The organism is Kocuria sp. CPCC 205261, from assembly GCF_040981025.1.
Taxonomy (GTDB): domain Bacteria; phylum Actinomycetota; class Actinomycetes; order Actinomycetales; family Micrococcaceae; genus Kocuria; species Kocuria marina.
On record NZ_JAVKPU010000001.1, the window covers coordinates 459,068 to 476,328 of the forward strand.

Consider the following 17,261-nt stretch of genomic DNA (forward strand, 5'->3'; position numbering starts at 1 on the left):
TGGGCCGGGCGGTTCACGTCATTCGCCGCCGTATTCCTTCTCCATGTGGTCACCCTTCGTCGCGGACGCCTCCGCGCCGGCCGTGATGATCTCGCGCAGGCCCTTCTCGTCGAACGTGGTGATCGCCTGCTCCGTGGTGCCGCCCGGGCTGGTGACGGCCTTGCGCAGGGCGGCGGGATCAGCGTCGTCGGGAGCGAGCAGGACGCCCGCGCCGGAGACCGTCTCCTTCGCGAGCACGCGCGCCGTCTCCGGGTCCAGGCCCAGCTGCTCCCCCGCGTGCTGCATGGCCTCGGCCAGGTAGAACACGTACGCGGGGCCCGAGCCGGACACACCCGTGACCGCGCGGATCAGGTTCTCGGGCACCTCCACGACCGTGCCCACGGCGGCCAGCACGTCCTTCACCGCGTCCAGCTGCTCACGGGACACGTGCTCACCCGGGGTCACGGACAGCACGCCACGGCCCACGCTCGACGGCGTATTGGGCATCGAGCGCACTACCGGCTGCCCCTGCGGCAGGGCCTTCTGCAGGGCGTCCAGCGTGACACCGGCGGCCACGGACACCACCACGGTCCCGGGGTCCAGAGCGGGTGCGATCTCGCGCGCCAGGTCCAGGATCGCGTACGGCTTGACCCCCAGCAGCACGACGTCCGCGCCCTTCACAGCAGTGCGGTTCGCCTCCGCGTCTTCCTCGCCCGCGAACACGGTCACGCCGGTCTCGTCACGCAGCTCCTCCCCCGACGACGCCGATCGGGTCGTCGCGCGCACCACCCCCTTCTCGGTGCCGCCCGCCAGGACCCCTCGCAGGATCGCACCGTTCATGGAACCGGTTCCCAGGAACGCCAGGGTCAGCTCGCTCATGCCATCAGTCCTTTCACACCCGCCCGGGGCCCTCTCGTGCTGTTGCCGCGCAGTAGGGCTCACGGGGTGTTGTTGCGGTCACGGAACTCTCCTTGAACGGTATCGCGCGGCGGACGGTCCCCGCGAGCGCGCCGGATGGGACTCCGTGCCGTGGGGGTCGGCGGGGAGCACTCCATACGGGGCCGGGGAAGCACCGCGCCCCGCGGCTGCGAACATTCATGGCCCGAAAAGACACGGATCCCGTGTCCAGGCGGCTGTTCCGGGACTTATGTGTATCCGCCCCTGGTGACCGGGCGGAGGCGGCAACCTCAGCCCGCTCCCACGCCGGTGCGGCCCGGGACATCCTCGTTGCAGAACGCGCGGATTCGGGGCCGAAACCGTGCGTATCGCAGCGCAGATGTGCGCGCCACCCTGGACGGGTGGCGGTGCAAGGCGGTGTGAGGCGGAAGGGGTGGCGGCACCGGCCCGCCGCGGTGCACCGGGTCCGGGGTCCGACGGGCTAGCCCTCCACCGTCATGTGGCGGCGCGCGAAAGACAGGGCTTCGGCGAGCCACTCGTCCCGCTCGTCCGCGTCCTTGGTCTTGCGTGTAGAAACTTCGACCCCCACCACACCCTGCCAGCGCTGTTCACGCAGGTACTCGAGGGTCTCGGCGACCGGTTGTACGCCCCGCCCCGGCAGGAGGTGCTCGTCCGCCATGGTCTGACCCGAACCGTCCGTGAGGTGCACGTGGCCCAACCGGGAACCGAGTTCCTTGACGGCCGCGAGCGAATCCATCTTGGCGGTGGCCGCGTGGGAGAAGTCCCACGTGACCCAGTCGTAGTCCTGACCCAGGGGGCTGTAATGCGGCGAGTAGACGACGGCCTCACGCCCGCCCACGCGCCACGGGTACATGTTCTCCACGGAGATCTTGGTGTCGGTCATCCGGGAGACCTCACGCACACCGGCCACGAAGTTGCGCGCGTACTTGCGCTGCCACCGGAACGGCGGGTGGGCCACCACGACTTCCGCGCCCACCTGGTGCGTGAGCTTGGCGGCCATCTGGATCTTGGTCCACGCCTTGCCCCACACCTGTTGCGTGAACAGCAGCGTGGGCGCGTGGATCGTGGAGATGGGCAGCTGGTACTTCTGGATGTTGTCCAGCAGTTGGTGGGTCAGCTGACTCATGCGCTCGTGGGTCACGAGCACTTCCACGCTGTCGTAGCCCAGGCGCTGGGCGGCGTCGAACGTCTCGGGGACACCCTGCGGGTACAGCGAACTCGTGGACAGGGCCACGTGCGGGCGGTAGACGGGTGTGTCGGTCATGAGCTGGTCACCAGGTCCTTGGGATCGACGGTCGAGCTCGTGGAGTCCCGCAGCAGCCGGTCCATGCGCCGCAGGATGAGTCCTTCCCGCAGGGCCCACGGGGAGATCCGCAGCGACTCCACCTTGAGCAGGTCCATGGCGGTCTCCGCGACGATCGCCCCGGCCACCACCTGCGCGGCACGGTGTTCGGAGACACCGGGCAGGTCCGCGCGTTCGGCCACGGTCATGGCCTCCATGCGCCGCGTCCACAAGCGTAGGTCCTCCAGGTGCATGACGCGTTGCACGTACGGTCCCTGGCCCGACGGCGCCGCCCCGCAGATCCGCGCGAGCGAGCGGAACGTCTTGGACGTGCCCGCGACCAGATTCGGTTGTCCCCCGGCGGCGATCCGGTCCACGGCGGGACGCAGCGTGGTGCGCACGTGCTTGCGCAAGGCCTTGAAGCGGGCCGGGGGTGCGACGTCGTACCCCGCGAGATATGCCCGGTACAGCCGACCCGCACCGAGCGGGACGGACGTGGCGACCGTGGGCAACGCGTTGGTGCCGATCGCCATCTCGAAGGACCCTCCGCCGATGTCGAAATCCAGGACGCGTCCGGCGCCCCAGCCGAACCAGCGGCGCACCGCGGAGAACGTCACGGCCGCCTCCTGGTCCCCGGACAGTTCCGTGAGCGTGACCCCAGACGTGGACTGGACGTGGTCCAGCACGGCGTTGCCGTTGGTGGCCTCCCGGATCGCGGAGGTCGCGAACGCGAGCAGGTCCTCCGCGCGGTGCTCCACGGCAAAGTCACGCGCCTCCACCACGAACCCGGTGAGCAGGTCACGGCCCTCGTCCGTGATCCGACCGTCGTCGTCCTGGTAGTCCACGAGCCGTAGCGCCATCTTGTGGGACGCGTACGGTTCCGGCCGCGACCCCGGGTAGACGTCCAGCAGGAGCAGGTGCACCGTGTTGGAGCCGACGTCCAGGACGGAGAGCCGCATGTGAGTTCCTTCGCTCGCTGGGTGGAGGCGTTGGGTGGGGGCCGTTGGGCCGGACCGGATCGCGGGGCTTCGGGACGACCGCGGGGACGACGCCGCCGGGACGCCGCCGCACGAACCGGTCCTACTTGCTCGCGGAACGCCCCGCGCCGGCGGTCTTGCGCGTGGTCTTCCTGTCCGCGCCACTCTTGGTAGTCGCACCCTTGGCCGTGGAACGTTTCGCCGTCCCGCTTTTGGCCGTGCCGCTCTTGGCCGAGCTGCGAGAGCGCGACGTCGTCTTGGCGGGCGCCGGGCCCTTCGCCCGCTTCTCGGCGAGCAACTGGGACGCGCGGGCCGCGGTGATCTGCTCGATCGCCTCGGCACGCGGGACCGTCACGTTGGTCTCCCCGTCCGTGATGTACGCGCCGAAGCGGCCTTCCTTAATGACCATGCGCTTCTCGGTCAGGGGATCCGCGCCCAGATCCGCGAGCGGGGGCTTGGCGGCCTGGCGACCGCGCTGCTTGGGCTGCGCGTAAATGGTCTTGGCCTCGTCAAGGGTGATCGTGAAGATCTGGTCCTCGGAACCGATCGACCGGGAGTCGGCGCCCTTCTTCAGGTACGGGCCGTAACGCCCGTTCTGCACCGTGATGGTCTCACCGTCGGTGTCCTCACCCAGTACCCGGGGAAGGGACAGCAGCTTGAGGGCGTCGTCCAGGGTGATGTCCTGCAGGTTCATGGACGAGAACAGGGATGCCGTGTTGGGCTTGGGCCGCTCAACCTTCTTGGGCTTGGGCTTTCCGTTCTTGTAGTACTCGGTGGGGATCGCGTCCAGTTCCTCCTGCGTGGGCTCCGGGATCACCTCCGTGACGTAGGGACCGTAACGGCCGTCCTTGGCCACGATCATCCGACCGGTGTCCGGGTTCACGCCCAGCTCACGGCCGTCCGCCTTGCCGATCTCCATGAGTTCCCGCGCCTTCTCGGGCGTGAGCTCATCCGGGGCGAGGTCCAGCGGGACGTTCGCGCGCACCGGGTCGGTCAGCTCCCCCGTCTCCGGATCCACCGTGCCACCGGTCTCGAGGTACGGACCGAACTTGCCCACGCGCAACGTGATCTCGTCCGTGACGGGGATCGAGTTCACGGCGCGGGCGTCGATCTCCCCGAGGTCGTCCACGAGCGGCTTGAGTCCTGGTTCGGAGGCGGTGTCACCGAAGTAGAACCCCTCGAGCCACTTGACCCGCTCGGCCTCGCCACGGGCGATCCGGTCCAGGTCCTCCTCGAGCTCCGCCGTGAAGTCGTAATCCACGTAGTCGGAGAAATGCTCCTCCAACAACCGCACCACGGAGAACGCGAGCCAGGACGGGATCAACGCCGAGCCGCGCACCTGCACGTAACCGCGGTCCATGATCGTGGAGATGGTCGCGGCGTACGTGGAGGGCCGCCCGATCCCCAGTTCATCCAGGGTCTTCACGAGGGAGGCCTCGGTGTAGCGGGCGGGGGGCGTGGTGGTGTGCCCGTCCGCGGTGACCTCGGAGGCGTCCAGGGCGTCACCCTCGGCCATCACGGGCAGCCGCTTGTCCTCGGACTTCTCGGACTGCTTCGAGTTCTCATGGGCGAGATCCGGGTTCACGTCCCGGCCTTCCTCGTACGCGGCCAGGAACCCCCGGAAGGTGATGACGGTCCCGGAAGCCGAGAACTCGGCGTCGGCCCCGGAATGCTCCCCGGCGGCGGAGGTGGCCGTGGCGCCCAGGCGGACGGTCGCGGTGCTGCCCTTGGCGTCCTCCATCTGGGAGGCCACGGTGCGCTTCCAGATCAGCTCGTAGAGCTTGAACTCGTCCACGGACAGCTGCGAGCGCACCTGCGACGGGGTGCGGAAGGTGTCCCCCGCGGGGCGCACGGCCTCGTGGGCCTCCTGCGCGTTCTTGGACTTGGACGCGTACACGCGCTTGGAGGCGGGGACGAACTCCGCGCCGTAGAGCTCCTTGGCTTGTGAGCGCGCGGCGTTGACCGCCTGATCGGACAGCGCGACCGAGTCGGTACGCATGTACGTGATGTAGCCGTTCTCGTACAACCGCTGCGCGACCCGCATGGTGGTGCGCGAGGTGAAACGCAGCTTGCGAGCGGCCTCCTGCTGCAGCGTGGAGGTGGTGAACGGTGCGGCGGGACGGCGCGTGTAGGGCTTGGTCTCGAGCGAACGGACCGAGAACTCGGCGTCCTGCAATCCGGCCGCGAGCGCCGTGGCCACGGTCTCGTCCAGCGCGGCGGGGGCGTTCTGCCCGGAGGCCTTGAGCTCGCCGCGGTCCGTGAAGTCCTTGCCGGTGGCCACGCGGCGGCCGTTCAGGGAGCTCAACCGCGCGGTGAAGGCCCGCCCGGCGTCCTGCCCCTCGGGCCGGGAGAAGGTGCCGGTGAGGTCCCAGTAGTCGGCGGGCACGAACGCGATCCGCTCCCGTTCGCGCTGGACCACCAGGCGGGTGGCCACGGACTGCACGCGCCCGGCGGAGAGCCCCGAGGAAACCTTGCGCCACAGCACAGGGGAGATCTCGTAGCCGTAGAGCCGGTCCAGGATGCGGCGGGTCTCCTGGGCATCCACGAGGTCCTGGTCGATCTCCCGCAACTGCGCGAACCCGCGCTCGATGGCCTCCCGGGTGATCTCCGGGAACGTCAAGCGGTACACGGGGACCTTGGGCTTGAGCACCTGCAACAGGTGCCACGCGATCGCCTCACCCTCGCGATCACCATCCGTGGCCAGGTACAGGGCGTCCGCGTCCTTGAGCTTGCGCTTGAGCTCCGTGACCTTCTTCTTCTTGTCCGGGTTGACCACGTAGTACGGGTCGAACTCGTGCTCCACGTCCACCGCGAACTTGCCGTACGGGCCCTTCTTCATGTCCGTCGGCAGCTCGGAGGGCTGCGGCAGGTCACGGATGTGGCCCATGGAGGACTCCACTTCATAGGCGTCCCCCAGGTACCCCGCGATCGTCTTCACCTTGGACGGTGACTCCACGATCAGCAGGCTCTTGCCCGTACCGGCGTTCTTGGTGGCCTTGGATGCCAAAGGTGCTCCTCGTCATGACCCGTGGTTGCGGGGCGGGTCTGTGTTCAATGCTGGCCGTTCATGCTGATCGGCCGGTGGGCGTGGGCGACGGCGCTCGATTCCTCCGCGCGCCGCGTTCACTCCGTGCCCGGGACGTCAGCGTACGACACGCTGGATCACTACAGGTCGTGATCCGGTTCCTCACCCATGGTGAATTCGCGTCCGGTGGCGTCGTCCGGCTCCAGGACCACGTAGTGGAACTTGTAGTTCGGTGCCCACGGGGTCAGCGGCAATTGTTCCGCCGCCTCCACCTCCGCCCGGGTCTCCAACCGGCGCGCCCGGCCGTGGACCACCGCGGATTCAACGTGGGTGCCCTCGACCTTGTCCACCTCGAATGCCACGTGGTTGTTCACCACCAGGCTGGCCAGCTTGGTGCCCTGTGACGTGCGGAAATAGATCTTGCGCTGATTGACCACGTGATTGACCGGGAAGATGTCCACGAGGCCCGCGCCCTGGACGGCAAGGCGGCCGTACGGCATGTCGCCCAACAACTCCCAGACCCGCTGGGAATCCATGACCCGGAAGGGATTCAGGTTCTCGCTCATGGGTTCAGTCTTACACCTCCGTCAGGAAGCCATGTGTGATCAGGCCTTTGATTTCACGCAGCAGCTGGGGTGCCGGGCCGTCCTGCCACCCCAGCAGCGATCCGAGGGCCGTGAGGATCTGCCCCGCGCTGAGCTCGCCGTCGCACACGCCCGCGAAGCCCGCCGCCTCGCTCGAGAGGATCACGCTCCGACGCAGTCCCGCCCCCTGCCGCAACAGGATCAGGGCCGGGTCCGGGGCCCCGGGTGTGCCGTGGCGTTCCTCGGTCACGTCCTGCGCCACGGTGTAGTGCCGCGCGAGCCACGCGGGATCGGTGCCCGACGCCGCTGCCGGGCCGCGAGCGCCGTGGTCCGCCTCGTCGCGCGCCATGCGCAGCATGCGCTCCCACTCCGCGGCGAGCGCCGGGGCGATGGGTTGCTGGATCGGGTGCGGGACGGTCTCGAAGATCCGCGGTGCAATATCCGGTGTTTCCTCACCCGGGCGGTACAACCACACCATGCCGAAGCCCACCGCGGCCACATCCCGGGAGTCGAAGTCGTCCAGGTAGGCCGCGTAGGCACGTTCGTAGTCGGCGACGTCACGCTGCTGGGACGCGTCCCGCAACCAGGTCTCGGCGTACTCGCACGGGTCCTGCACTTCACGTTGGACGAGCCACGCGCCGGTTCCCGGCGGCACCCACGACGCCGGCCCGCGGGACCACGTGGTCGAGGGCTCCTCGTGCGGATCGCGCGGGATCTCCCAGTTCGCGAGCAGGTGTGCGGTGGCCCCCGGGTTCAACACGGTGGGCAGCGCGCCCAATAATTCCCGCACGAGCCGGTCCCCCGGCAGACCGCCGTCCCGGTAGGTGAAGCGGTCCTCGGCGTGTTCGTCCGGGCTGCGCGGCGTGATCACGAAGGGCGGGTTGGACACGACCATGTCGAACCGGCGATCTGCCACGGGCTCCACCAGGCTCCCCCGTTCCAGACTCACCCGGGCGGGCAAGTCCCACGGGTCCACGTCCAATGCCTCGGCGTTGAGGATCAGGTTGAACCGCGCGGTGGCCAGGGCGCGGTCGGAGATGTCCGTGGCCGTGACGTGGCGCGCGTGGGCCAAGAGGTGGAAGGTCTGGATCCCGCATCCGGTCCCCAGATCCAGGGCGGTGTCCACGGGCCGGCGCGGTGTGGACTGCACGAGGGTCAGCGATGCACCCCCGATGCCCAGCACGTGGTCATGGCGCAACACGCCCGGTCGCTGGAACGCACCCAGGTCGCTCGCGACGTACAGCTCGGCCGAGGAATCCGTGGCGTAGGGCCGCAGATCCACCGCGGAGCGCACTGTGACGCAGGGCGCTGGGGTATCCGCCGCTGCGCTCTCGTCCGGGTTCGCGTGGGACGGGCAGTTCTCACCGAGCCCGCGCGCAGCGGCGTCGACGGCGCCTTCGGCCGACTCGGTGGCGGCATCGGCGGCACCATCGGCCGGCTCAACGCTGGCCTCGACCAGACCCAACCGTTGCAGGCCGGAAGCGCCCACGGAGGGCAGCGCGGCGTCGAGCGACGTGGCCGTTACGGGGTCCCCGAGCAGGAAGAACGCGGCGAGGGTGATCAACGCGGCGACGTCATGGCCCGCGGAATCCGCAGCGTTGCCGACGCCGCGCGGTGAGGAGTGAGTATCTTCCGCACCGCCCGGCACCGAACGGAGGTCCTGCGAGCGCCGTTGCAGGGCGCGACGGGCAGGGACCGCTTGGTCCCGCGACCACGCGGACATGGCCTGCTCGCCCACGAGGTCCGTGACCCCGTCCACCGTGAACCCCGCGGCCACGAGGTCGTCGTGGAGGCGGGCGATCAGCGCCGGGTCATCGGAGCGCGGGGCATCCGGGACCACGCTGAACGCGGGCCCGGGAGCGGCGTCGTTGGGACAGGAAGAGGCCACCCGTCAGTGACCCAACCGGAAGGCGCGACCCGTGATGCGCGTGGGCGTGATCTCCACGAACTCGATCTTCTCCGTCTCCAACCACGGTCGCAGACCAAGCTCTTCCACGTACGCGATCCGGTCCGTGTCCGTGATCATCTCGGCCGTGCCGCGCACCACCACGGAGTGCGCTTGTGAACCGGCGGCGCGGTCGATCTCGACCGTCACGTTCGGGTTCAGTTGCAGGTGCAGGACCTTGGTGCCCTTGGCGGAGCGGAAGAAGATCTTCTCGCCGTCGGTCACGATGTTCAGCGGGGTGATGTCGATCTCGTCGCCGTCGCGAGTCGCCAGCCGCGCGAAGCGTGCCTGCTTGAGCAGCTCCCAGCTCTCCTGTTCGCTCAGCTCGGTGATGGGCGGGACCTGGGACGCGTCATCGTGCTCGTGGGCGATGTTCATGGGGTGCGGGTGCTCAGCGTTGCTCATACCCCCATGATTCCATGCGGGTGCGGGACGTGGGCCAGGTGGCGGTGTCGTCCCCGCATCGGATTCCGGCACCGGGTCCCCGCACAGGCAGGGAGCCGACGACGCGTGGCGGGCCCCGCGCATTGGTGGCCGGGCGGCGTCGTCCCCGCCCGGTGTGGGCCACAATGTCACGGTGACGACTTCGCAGGAGATGGTGGACCTGCTCGGACGCGGACCCCGCCCCGAGCAGGTACGTCATGTGCGCGAGATCCCGGAACGCGAACCCACCCACGCGCCCTGGCCCGAATGGCTGCACCCGGATGTGGTCAGCGCATATGAACGGCTGGGTATCCATGAACCGTACGCGCACCAGATCGCTGCGCTGACCGCTCCGCGACACGCGATCGTGGCCACGGGCACCGCTTCGGGGAAGTCCCTGGTCTACCAGTCCCTCGTGCTCGACGCCGTGCACCGGGGCAAACTCGTGGTGGCCGAACGCCCCGGCCTGCTACACCATCCGGACGAGGCCACGGCCCTCTACATCTCGCCCACCAAGGCCCTGGCCGCGGACCAGCTCACGTCCCTGCGTGCACTCGGTTTCGCGGACGTTCGCGCGGCGACCTACGACGGGGACACCGATCCCGGCGAGCGCCGTTGGATCCGGGAGCACGCGGACGTGATCCTGTGCAACCCGGACATGCTCCACCACGGGATCCTGCCGCATCACATCGGCTGGTCTCGGTTCTTCCGGCGGCTGCGGTTCGTGATCGTGGACGAGGCACATTCCTATCGGGGGGTGTTCGGTTCGCACGTGGCCGTCCTGTTGCGCCGACTTGTCCGGGTCGCGGCGCATTATGGGGCCTCCCCCGTGTTCGTGGGGGCGTCCGCCACGAGTGCGTCCCCGCAGCAGTCATTCGCCAAGCTCATCGGCGCGTCCGAACAGGACGTGACGGCGGTGACCCGTGACACCTCGCCCCACGGTTCGCGCACCGTGGTGCTGTGGGAGCCGGAACAGTCGCCCGGCGGTTCGGACAACGGCGCGCCCCGTCGCCGCACGGTCACAGCCGAGGCCTCCGACATGCTCACCGACCTGGTGCTGCGTCAGATCCGCACGATCGCGTTCATCCGTTCCCGCCGCGGCGCGGAGACCATCGCACAGGCGGCCCATCGGCAGCTCGAGGAGGTGGACCCCTCGCTCGGTCATCGCGTGGCCGCCTACCGTTCCGGATTCCTGCCGGAGGAACGCCGCGAGCTGGAACAGCAGTTGCGGGACGGGCGGTTGCTGGGGGTCGCGAGCACGTCCGCACTCGAGCTCGGGATCGACATCGCGGGGCTCGACGCCGTCCTGGTCGCCGGGTGGCCCGGCACCCGCGCGTCCTTCCTGCAGCAGATCGGCCGCGCCGGGCGGGCGGGCCAGCACGCCTTGGCGGCGCTGATCGCCGGTGACGATCCCCTGGACGGCTACTTGGTCAACCACCCCGAGGCAATCTTCGACGTCCCCGTGGAGGCCACGGTGTTCGAGGCCTCCAACCCCTACGTGCTCGCACCGCACCTGTGCGCGGCCGCCGCAGAACTGCCCCTGCGCCCCGACGAACTCGAGCTGTTCGGGCCCACCGCGCGCGACGTCGTCGACTCCCTCACGGGCGCGGGGCACCTGCGCCGACGCCCGAGCGGGTGGTTCTGGACCCGGTCCGAACAGCCCGCCACCATGGTGTCGATCCGTTCCGGGGACGGCGGTCCCGTGCAGATCATCGACTCGGAGACCGGCTCGGTGCTCGGCACCATGGGCGCTCCGCAATCGCATTACCAAGCCCACCCGGGCGCGGTCTACGTGCATCAGGGCCGAACCTATCTGGTGGAGGAACTGGACGAGGAACTGCACGTGGCGGCGGTGCGCCGCGCGTTCCCGGACTTCTACACGGTCGCGCGGGACATCACCGAGGTCCGCGTGCGGGACGTGCGCGATTCGATGCAGTGGGGTCCCGTGAGCATCCACCGCGGGGCCGTGGACGTAACCACCCAGGTGGTCAGCTATCAACGCAAACTGGTGGCGTCCAACGAGGTGGCGGGTGAGGAGCCCCTGGATCTGCCGCCCCGCCAGTTGTCCACCACGGCCACATGGTTCACGGTCTCCGGGGGTCAGCTGGCCGCGATGGGGATCGAGGAACCGGACATCCCCGGCTCCCTGCACGCCGCGGAACACGCGATGATCGGGCTCCTGCCACTGTTGGCCTCCTGTGACCGGTGGGACGTGGGCGGGCTCTCGACCGCCCTGCACGTGGACACCGAACTGCCCACGATCTTCGTGCACGACGGCCACCCCGGCGGTGCGGGCTTCTCCGAGCGCGGGTACGACATGTTCCGGCACTGGATCACCGCCACCCGGGACGCGATCGCGCAGTGCGAATGCGAGTCCGGTTGCCCCTCGTGCGTGCAGTCCCCCAAGTGCGGCAACCGCAACAATCCACTCGACAAGGCGGGGGCGCTCAAGCTGCTCAACGGGGTGCTGTCCTTCGCGCCGTGATGCGCTCGCGGCTGTCACGCGGCGGGTGGCCGTCCCGCAATGGCTGACTACTCCGAGGTGGGGGACCACTCCGGGGCGGGCGCCTGCTGCGGGGCTGATGGCTGCTCCGGGGGTGAAGTTCCCGGAGCTCATGGCTCCCCCGGCGGCGGTCCGGCCCGGGACACCCCGGTGGCCGGGCCCAGTGACGCGAGGGGTTGCGGCAACTCGATCACCGCGGTGACGTCCACGATCGTGTTCTCAGGGGCCACCACCGCGCACTCGGACAACTGCGCCCCGTTGTCGGCGGCCACCCGCGCAGCCACATCGCACGGGACGCCGGGGCTCAGGCCGCGAGCGACGTCGGCCGCGGCGAGTGCTGCCAAATCCGCCGCCTTGGCCGCACGGTGCGTGAGGATCGCGGCCTGCCCGACGAGCAGGACCACCACGAGGACAAAGCACAGCGTCACGGCCAGTGTCAGACCGTGCACCGTGCCGGACCCCTCGTCGCGATGATCCCCCGCGCCCACTGCTCGAGTCCGATGATGCTCGTGCACCTCGTCCGACGTCATGTCACGGCCTCGCATGATCAAGCGTCCCCGGCCCGGCGCTCGGACCCCCGGTGGTTCCGAGAGCGGTGTCCACGGCCGCGCTGCCCGTGGCCTGCAAGCGCCAATCATTCCACGTCCCCAGGATCCCCGGGGCGGGGCCGTTCACCGCGACCGTGACCCGGTCGTCCGCGACGCTCACCCGGACGACGGCGGTGTCCCCGGCGATCTCACGCGCCGTGCGTTCCACGACCTCGGCGGTTTCTCCCCGGGCGGCGGCGCGCGCGGAGGCCCGGGCGGCTTCCTCGTAGCGCACGGTCGTCATCCCGGCAGCTGCGGCCGCGAGCAGAACGGCCAGGAGCAGGACGAGACCGGGCATAATCACGGCCGTTTCCACCGTGACCGCTCCGGCATCCGGATGTCGTGGTGGGTGCTCCGGCTGTCCCGGTGAGGCTTCGGCGCGATCGTGCGCCGGCACGGTTCTTGACCTTCTCATGGGAGTCCTCCTTCTACCGACGGCCACGCGCTCGCTCACCGGCACTCCACGGTGTTCGAACCACGGTGTAACTGGGGACCGTGGCAGTTCCGGGCGGCGTGGTGGTGGCCCCACTCCGACGAACGGGTCCGCCGGAACAGAAGCGCGGCGGGCCCGGGGGCTCGGAGTGGTTCGGGTGTATGCGGTTCTGGCACCGGGCCCGGGCCGCAGGGTGGCCGGTCCTACGCGGCCCTCCCACGGCCCGGGCCCGGTGGGTGCGCGGTTCAGACGGCCAGGGCCTTCTGGATGATGCCGAGCAACATGCCCGACACGGAGTCCGAGGACAGCACCGCGGCCATGACGCCGCCGAACGCGGCGGCCGCGAGCACGATGACCGCGTACTCCGCCGTGGACGCCCCGAGGTCCGGGTCGTCCGGATCGACGGCGGTGCGGGGCCGCACCTCGGCGGTCGGCATCGACTGGGTCGCATCCTCCACGGGGATCTCCGTGGGATCGTCGAACGCGGTGGTGCAGGCGGGAAGCGTGATCGTGGACATGGTGGTATTCCTGTTCGTTGGGTGTTCGTGATGTGTTGAGGGGTGAGATGGCAGCGGTGTCGCGCACCCGCCTTCGTGACAAGTGGAAGGTTGCAAATACGTGTCTAGATCGGGGCGCAGCATCCTGCGGGCGGCCCCCTCCCCCTCCCCGCAGCGTGAGCGCCGTGCAGGCGCGCGTGGCCGGTCATGATCCGAAGACCCTGGGCAGCAAACTCATGAGCACGGGGACCACACCCCAGCACATGAACGCGGGCAGGAAGCACAGGCCGAGCGGCAGCACGAGCTTCACGGCGAGCGCCTCGGCCGCCCGTTCAGCGCGACGGTACTGCGCTCGCCGCACGAGGTCCGCCTGACCCCGCAGGACGGACGCCGAGGCCGTGGCGGAGGTGGCCGTGAACTCGAGAGCGTCGCGGAAGTCGCGCATGTCCCGGGACAGTTCTTGATCCGCGGGCCACGCCGCGTCCCACGGGAGCCCGAGTCGCAGGGCGGCCGCGACCCGACCCAGCTGCTGGTGGATAGCTCCAGCGCAGCTGTTCGCAAGGACGGACACGGCCTCCGCGAGGGGCAGTCCGGTCTCAAGCTGGCATGCCGTGAGTTCCACGAGTGCCGCGGCGGGTAGAGGGGGGATCGACGCCGCCGTCGCAGTTGCTGCACGGACCGAGGGACCCAGCGATGCGTCCGCCGGCATTGCCCAGGTTGCCACACTCCGAGCATCCCCGGTCGCTCCCGGGGTCGTGGATGACCCAGACGACCGCCCGTTCACCCCGGTCGATCCGATGTCCCCGCCCCGGGCCAATCCGCCGTGAACGGTCGACGTGGCCCTTGAGCCAGGACGAAGAAACCCACCATTCAACCCCGAACGGGACGACCCGAGCTCACGCGGGGAACGTCGTCGTCCGCGGGGGATTCGCAGCCGCGAGCCGGGAGAAAGCCACACAAGCACACCGCATCCCGCGAGAACACCCGCCATCAGCGCCCCGATCATGACGCGCTCTCCACTTCGGCGCGATGCATCAGGGCCCGGGTCCACAATCGCCCGGCGATGCTGAGGGCGGCACCCGCCGCGAGCGCGAGCCGACCCCACCACGTGGTCAGCAGCGTGGTGATCGGATCCGTGCCCATGAGCACACCGAGCCCCAGCGCGAGCACGGGCAGCCACGACAGCGTCCGCACCGTAACCCGCGGTCCTGCCAGGGCACTGTCCCGGGCGGCCTGCGCGTCCAGCTGCGATTCTAGGGACTCCGCCACGCCCGAGAGCGTGCGTCCCAGGGGCGCCCCGGAACGCTCCGAGATCTCCCAGCACGCGGCGAGCTGGGCGCACACGGACCGCGCGGTGGCTGCGAGGGCGCGATCACCCACGGGCACGGGAGCACTCGCGAAGCGCGTCAGACTGGCGGACACCGGGATCCCGACCTGGGCGGCGGCGTGGACGTCCCCGCACATCCGGGCGATCCACCGCCCCGTGGGTCCCGAGCCCGTGGAGACCGCGGGCAGTTCGCCGAACACCCGGGCGGGTGCCCGCCCCGCTTGCAGCAGCGCGGCCAGTCGGCGCACCACGGTCACCCATTGCATCGCTTCCGCGGCACGATCACGACGACGCCACCGTGCGAACACGCCCGGGCCCACCGAACGCTCGGCACCGCCGTCGGCGTCGTCATCACCCGAGCGGTGTGCGGGTACTGCGAGGCTGCCCCCGCGCGCGCCGCCACTGCTCCAGACGAGCAACGCGGCCGCGGTGAGGACGAAGAGGAGAAACGCGAGCATCATGATGCGTCACGCCCTCGGGCCAGCAGCCGTGCCAGCTGTGGCCACCCGGGCCCCTCAACCGGATGCCCGGACTCCACGGTCAGAGCGGGCCGGGTGCTCAGCACACCGTCCTCGAGGTGGAGAGTGCACAGGGAATCCAGCCTGCGTCCGGCGGGGGTGCGGCTCACGTGGGCCACGAGGTCCAGCGCGTTGGCAGCCTGCAAATCCACGGCGCTACGGCTGAGTCCCGCGAGGGACCCCAGGGCGGCGAGCCGGGCCGGAACCGCCCGCGCGGAGTTCGCGTGCACGGTTCCCGCACCGGAGTGCCCCGTGTTCAGGGCGGTCAGCAACTCGCGGACCTCCGCGCCACGGCATTCCCCCACCACGAGCCAATCCGGGCGCATCCGCAACGCTTGCCGGACCAGGTCCGTGAGGTCCACGGAACCGGCCCCCTCCACGTTCTCCTGCCGGGACTGCATGCCGACCACGTGGGGATGATCGGGGTTCAGCTCCGCGGCGTCCTCCACGAGCACGAGGCGCTGTCCCGGCGCGCACTGGGACAGTAGCGCGGACAGCACGGTGGTCTTTCCGGAACCGGTGGCGCCGCTGATCATGAGATTCGCCCGTGCGGCCACGGCATCCGTGAGGACGTCCGCGAGGAACGGGTGCACGGTCCCGGAGTGCACCAGATCCGCGAGCGACAGCCGCTGCCGGGCCCGGAAACGGATGGACAGCAGTGTCCCCGACGTGGACACTGGCGGGATCACGGCATGCACCCGTAGCCCGGTGGCGGTCTGCACGTCCACGCACGGGTGGCCGTCGTCCAGCCTTCGCCCGGCCGCGGTCACGAGCCGCACCGCGAGCGCACGCACGTGCGCCTCGGACGTGAACGGGCTCGTGACACGCTGGACCCCGTCGTGGGTCTCCACGAAGACGTTCTCGTGGCCGTTGACGTAGACGTCGCTCAGTCCGGTCGCCGGCAGTAGTGGCTCCAACGGCCCGAGCCCGGTCAATTGCGCCTTGACGTGCTGCACGGCTCGGACGGAGCCGACGGCCCCGAGCACCCGGCCCGTCTCCCGCACGGCCTTGGCGATCCTGGTGTCGGTGACCGGACCGCCCTCGGCCAGGAGGCGTTCGCGCACCTGGTCCACGAACGCGGCGTCGTGCGCGGCAGCTTCCGGCCCTGGCGTGACGCACGGGCCGGACCGGGTTGCGGTGTGGTCGACTACTTCCGACCCCGACGCGTCGCGCGGACCGGGCCGGGCGGCGTCGTGATCGTGGGATACCGTGCATGAGACCGTCATGACAGCTCCTCCAATGCCCGGGCGATCTGCGCCACGGTCTTCGCGTGGCGGGTGTGCCGGCCGCGACGTAGGACGGTGCCGTCGTCGAGGTGCTGGGGCACGCGAGCGTCGAACGCAACGGCCGCGACGCACGGCACGCCGGTGGCCTCGGCCACGACCGGGGGATCCACGTCCGCGACGTTGACCCCGCACACCGCACTCACCACGGGAACGGGTGCGCAACGCCGCACCGTGTGTTCCGCGGCCAGGATCCCGCGCACGGTGCGGGAAGCCAGGACCAGCACGGCATCGCACCAGCGCGCTTGCCGTTCGAGGTCCGAGCGGCACAGATCCACCACCTGGACCGCAGCGGCGCCACGCAGCGCGGCGATCACTGTGGCCATCGGAACGGTGTGCGCTAGGCTCGCGTGGCGATCCCATGAGAGGTACCGCAGGGCATCCAGGCGCGGCATGGCCGCCCACAGTTGATCGGCCGCCACGGTGCCCGAGAACTGATTGAGCTCGGGCCACCGCAGCCCGTCGGTGGTTTCCTCCCCCAGCGCGAGATCGAGGCCCGCGCCCAGGGGGTCACCGTCCACGAGCGCGGTGTCCACCCCCCGGGCCGCGAAGTGCCCCGCGAGCCAGCACGCCACCGTGGACGCGCCCACTCCCCCGGTAGCGCCGACGACGCCGTACACCCGCCCGGTCGTGCGTGGCAGTTCGGAATCGGACGAGCGGGAGATCATGTCCGCGAGCCACGCGGCCGCGTGCGGTAACACCACCACGGCGGACGCCCCGAACCTCACCGCGGTGTCCCACGCGTCGGCGTGTTCGGTGAGCGCCACGACCACCGCCCCGCGGGGTACGACGTCCCCGGCCCAGGCGGCATCCACAAGCACGACGTCTGACGGCGCCGCTCGCGCCCCCGCACCGTCGTCCGTCACCCTGAGCGCAACCCCGGCGCCGATACACACGGCCTCAACGGCCTCCACGAGGTCAGGGGTGGTGCTGAGCAACTGCACGCTGCCCGTCGCCGTGCTTCCCCTCGGTGCACGTCC

At 70.1% G+C, this 17,261-nt stretch carries 15 protein-coding genes; 1 reads left to right on the top strand and 14 read right to left on the bottom strand.

Annotated features, from left to right (window positions below; genetic code table 11):
* Positions 1-18: 18 nt before the first annotated feature.
* The 7 genes from proC to RF646_RS02155 all read right to left on the bottom strand — a co-directional run bounded on the left by proC (position 19) and on the right by RF646_RS02155 (position 9,115).
* Positions 19-858 (bottom strand): pyrroline-5-carboxylate reductase, encoded by an 840-nt coding sequence (gene proC / locus RF646_RS02125; protein WP_144997346.1) that lies wholly within the window; start codon positions 856-858, stop codon positions 19-21.
* A 499-nt stretch (positions 859-1,357) separates the two neighbouring features.
* Positions 1,358-2,161, bottom strand: a complete 804-nt coding sequence (locus RF646_RS02130; RefSeq protein ID WP_144932565.1) for a sugar phosphate isomerase/epimerase — start codon at positions 2,159-2,161, stop codon at positions 1,358-1,360.
* Positions 2,158-3,138 (bottom strand): exopolyphosphatase, encoded by a 981-nt coding sequence (locus RF646_RS02135; protein WP_064846647.1) that lies wholly within the window; start codon positions 3,136-3,138, stop codon positions 2,158-2,160. The genes RF646_RS02130 and RF646_RS02135 overlap by 4 nt, the downstream gene beginning before the upstream one ends.
* A gap of 121 nt (positions 3,139-3,259) precedes the next feature.
* Positions 3,260-6,163 (bottom strand): type I DNA topoisomerase, encoded by a 2,904-nt coding sequence (gene topA / locus RF646_RS02140; RefSeq protein ID WP_368835076.1) that lies wholly within the window; start codon positions 6,161-6,163, stop codon positions 3,260-3,262.
* 158 nt (positions 6,164-6,321) lie between these two features.
* Positions 6,322-6,747: a pyridoxamine 5'-phosphate oxidase family protein gene (locus RF646_RS02145; RefSeq protein ID WP_085106222.1), complete on the bottom strand. Its 426-nt coding sequence runs from the start codon at positions 6,745-6,747 to the stop codon at positions 6,322-6,324.
* A 10-nt stretch (positions 6,748-6,757) separates the two neighbouring features.
* Positions 6,758-8,653, bottom strand: coding sequence for a methyltransferase (locus RF646_RS02150; protein ID WP_368835077.1), 1,896 nt, complete (start codon positions 8,651-8,653; stop codon positions 6,758-6,760).
* A gap of 3 nt (positions 8,654-8,656) precedes the next feature.
* Positions 8,657-9,115: a pyridoxamine 5'-phosphate oxidase family protein gene (locus tag RF646_RS02155; protein WP_082943346.1), complete on the bottom strand. Its 459-nt coding sequence runs from the start codon at positions 9,113-9,115 to the stop codon at positions 8,657-8,659.
* 190 nt (positions 9,116-9,305) lie between these two features.
* Between RF646_RS02155 and RF646_RS02160 the strand changes: the two genes are divergently transcribed.
* Positions 9,306-11,618 (top strand): DEAD/DEAH box helicase, encoded by a 2,313-nt coding sequence (locus tag RF646_RS02160; protein ID WP_368835177.1) that lies wholly within the window; start codon positions 9,306-9,308, stop codon positions 11,616-11,618.
* A gap of 128 nt (positions 11,619-11,746) precedes the next feature.
* Here RF646_RS02160 and RF646_RS02165 read toward each other — a convergent pair whose 3' ends face one another.
* The 7 genes from RF646_RS02165 to ssd form a co-directional block, all read right to left on the bottom strand.
* Positions 11,747-12,166 (bottom strand): Rv3654c family TadE-like protein, encoded by a 420-nt coding sequence (locus RF646_RS02165; RefSeq protein ID WP_085106219.1) that lies wholly within the window; start codon positions 12,164-12,166, stop codon positions 11,747-11,749.
* A gap of 1 nt (position 12,167) precedes the next feature.
* Complete coding sequence (locus RF646_RS02170) at positions 12,168-12,527, bottom strand: TadE family type IV pilus minor pilin (RefSeq protein WP_368835078.1); 360 nt, start codon at positions 12,525-12,527, stop codon at positions 12,168-12,170.
* A gap of 374 nt (positions 12,528-12,901) precedes the next feature.
* Positions 12,902-13,174: a DUF4244 domain-containing protein gene (locus RF646_RS02175; protein WP_085106218.1), complete on the bottom strand. Its 273-nt coding sequence runs from the start codon at positions 13,172-13,174 to the stop codon at positions 12,902-12,904.
* Positions 13,175-13,358: 184 nt separating this feature from the next.
* Positions 13,359-13,877 carry a type II secretion system F family protein gene (locus RF646_RS02180; protein ID WP_368835079.1) on the bottom strand — a complete coding sequence of 173 codons (519 nt, stop codon included), beginning with the start codon at positions 13,875-13,877 and terminating at the stop codon, positions 13,359-13,361.
* Between the two features lie 278 nt (positions 13,878-14,155).
* Positions 14,156-14,941, bottom strand: coding sequence for a type II secretion system F family protein (locus RF646_RS02185; protein ID WP_312795614.1), 786 nt, complete (start codon positions 14,939-14,941; stop codon positions 14,156-14,158).
* Positions 14,938-16,224, bottom strand: a complete 1,287-nt coding sequence (locus RF646_RS02190) for a TadA family conjugal transfer-associated ATPase (protein WP_368835080.1) — start codon at positions 16,222-16,224, stop codon at positions 14,938-14,940. The genes RF646_RS02185 and RF646_RS02190 overlap by 4 nt, the downstream gene beginning before the upstream one ends.
* Positions 16,221-17,225 (bottom strand): septum site-determining protein Ssd, encoded by a 1,005-nt coding sequence (ssd, locus tag RF646_RS02195; protein WP_368835081.1) that lies wholly within the window; start codon positions 17,223-17,225, stop codon positions 16,221-16,223. The genes RF646_RS02190 and ssd overlap by 4 nt, the downstream gene beginning before the upstream one ends.
* Positions 17,226-17,261 lie beyond the last annotated feature (36 nt).

What these genes read in the sequence shown, in the direction of transcription:
- RF646_RS02130 (WP_144932565.1), bottom strand. Translation starts at nt 2,161, where the DNA reads ATGACCGACACACCCGTCTACCGCCCGCACGTGGCCCTGTCCACGAGT.
- RF646_RS02190 (WP_368835080.1), bottom strand. Translation starts at nt 16,224, where the DNA reads ATGACGGTCTCATGCACGGTATCCCACGATCACGACGCCGCCCGGCCC.
- proC (WP_144997346.1), bottom strand. Translation starts at nt 858, where the DNA reads ATGAGCGAGCTGACCCTGGCGTTCCTGGGAACCGGTTCCATGAACGGT.
- RF646_RS02135 (WP_064846647.1), bottom strand. Translation starts at nt 3,138, where the DNA reads ATGCGGCTCTCCGTCCTGGACGTCGGCTCCAACACGGTGCACCTGCTC.
- RF646_RS02165 (WP_085106219.1), bottom strand. Translation starts at nt 12,166, where the DNA reads ATGACGTCGGACGAGGTGCACGAGCATCATCGGACTCGAGCAGTGGGC.
- RF646_RS02160 (WP_368835177.1), top strand. Translation starts at nt 9,306, where the DNA reads ATGGTGGACCTGCTCGGACGCGGACCCCGCCCCGAGCAGGTACGTCAT.
- RF646_RS02155 (WP_082943346.1), bottom strand. Translation starts at nt 9,115, where the DNA reads ATGAGCAACGCTGAGCACCCGCACCCCATGAACATCGCCCACGAGCAC.
- RF646_RS02185 (WP_312795614.1), bottom strand. Translation starts at nt 14,941, where the DNA reads ATGATGCTCGCGTTTCTCCTCTTCGTCCTCACCGCGGCCGCGTTGCTC.
- RF646_RS02145 (WP_085106222.1), bottom strand. Translation starts at nt 6,747, where the DNA reads ATGAGCGAGAACCTGAATCCCTTCCGGGTCATGGATTCCCAGCGGGTC.
- RF646_RS02175 (WP_085106218.1), bottom strand. Translation starts at nt 13,174, where the DNA reads ATGTCCACGATCACGCTTCCCGCCTGCACCACCGCGTTCGACGATCCC.